General features: G+C 60.8%; 1 protein-coding gene and 1 rRNA gene. Both read left to right on the forward strand.

All coding sequences use genetic code 11. The features are described 5' to 3' along the window. The first annotated feature begins 39 nt into the window (after window positions 1-39). A 5S ribosomal RNA gene (gene rrf / locus EGI20_RS18645) occupies window positions 40-154 on the forward strand. Window positions 155-356: 202 nt separating this feature from the next. Continuing rightward, window positions 357-1,439, forward strand: a 1,083-nt coding sequence (locus tag EGI20_RS18650) for a hypothetical protein (RefSeq protein WP_498633033.1), incomplete at its 3' end; no start/stop codon positions are given.

Consider the following 1,439-nt stretch of genomic DNA (forward strand, 5'->3'; position numbering starts at 1 on the left):
GGTGTTTAATTTCGGTTTCTACAATTTGACAAGTTAATGTCTGGTGGCCATAGCGAGGTGGTCCCACGCCTTCCCATCCCGAACAGGACCGTGAAACAACTTAGCGCCGATGATAGTGTGGCATTCGCCATGTGAAAGTAGGACACTGCCAGAAGCCCATATCAAAAAGCCCGACTCGATGAGTCGGGCTTTTTGCATTCCTGCACAGGTCCGGTATCGAGGCCAGCTGTGTGCAGATGCACAGGTGCTGTGGCTGGATGCTGAGCGAGGGCACTGGCGCCGCCGCATGGCTAACACGCCGGCACTGGGGCGCGGTAGAATGGCAGGCTGAATTTCCGTCTGGTCCCGAGTCACACATGAAACCGCATCCCCGCAACGCACGCATCAAGGGCGATCCTTTTGTTCCCAACCGCTTTATCTTTGGCGATGCCGTCGACGACAAGGGGCTGGAGCCTTATGAGTACATCGTGCACACCGAGGCACCGGCCTTTATCTGCCGTCTGGTCGGTAACGACAATATGCCGTTTGCCGGGCGTGAAGCGGAGGGTTTTGCCAGTGCCGTGCTATACGACGAAGCTGAAAACATCACCCACTATGTCTGCAATAGCGGTTTGCGCATGTTTGACTTCAATTTCATGGAGGAGCCGCCGACTGCCGCCGCCTTGCAGCGCATCTGCGACGAGGCCATGGCCTTGTACGATCGGCTGAACAAGGCTTATGCCGAGCGTGAAGCCAATCCGATGCAGCGCGAAATGCGTGTGATTCCGACCGAGCCTTTGCCGCCGGCCGAGCGTCAGGCCGCGATTGTCGGCCTGATGGACAAGGCGCGCGAGGCACTGGCCGAGCCTATGGCGCGCATGCAGCTGACGGCCGCCGTACAGCAGGTGCTGATGGGGGGCGATCAGGCGGTGTTTACCGAGGCCCAGCTGGGGCTATTGGCCGAGGCGCCGGTGCGCGAATTATTGGTCGAAACGGCACGGGGCGCGATTGCCCGTCCCGAGGTGGTGCGCCCGGATGGCAGCTTTGCATCGTTTGAATTGTGGGCTTTACCGCTTGCTTTCTCGCGTGCCAAGGGCGGGGTATGGTGGCATTACCCGTTGATGGAACGGGTCGAAGTGGCGCTGGCCGATGCGCTGGAAGTACCGGAAAAATCCATTTTGTGGGTTTCGCCCACCATTTTCACGCTGGACATGCTGAACGAGCGCGCCTGCCAGAGCCTTGTGCATCTGGCGCCGATTATGGATGCCGGTTGCGACTTCGCCCCGGCCGACCCCGAGGCATCGCGCGCCACCTTTGAGGCCGCCGACCAGACGCCGGATGCCCAGCTGGTGCTGGCCTGGATTCCGTTTCTGGCCGAGCGCGGGGTGCTGGGGCACGAGCAGGTGCGCAAGCTCTCGCGCAAGGCGCTGGATGCGGCGATGCCGCTGGTGCAGCATGCA

The sequence above is a fragment of the Aquitalea sp. S1-19 genome (assembly GCF_024343515.1).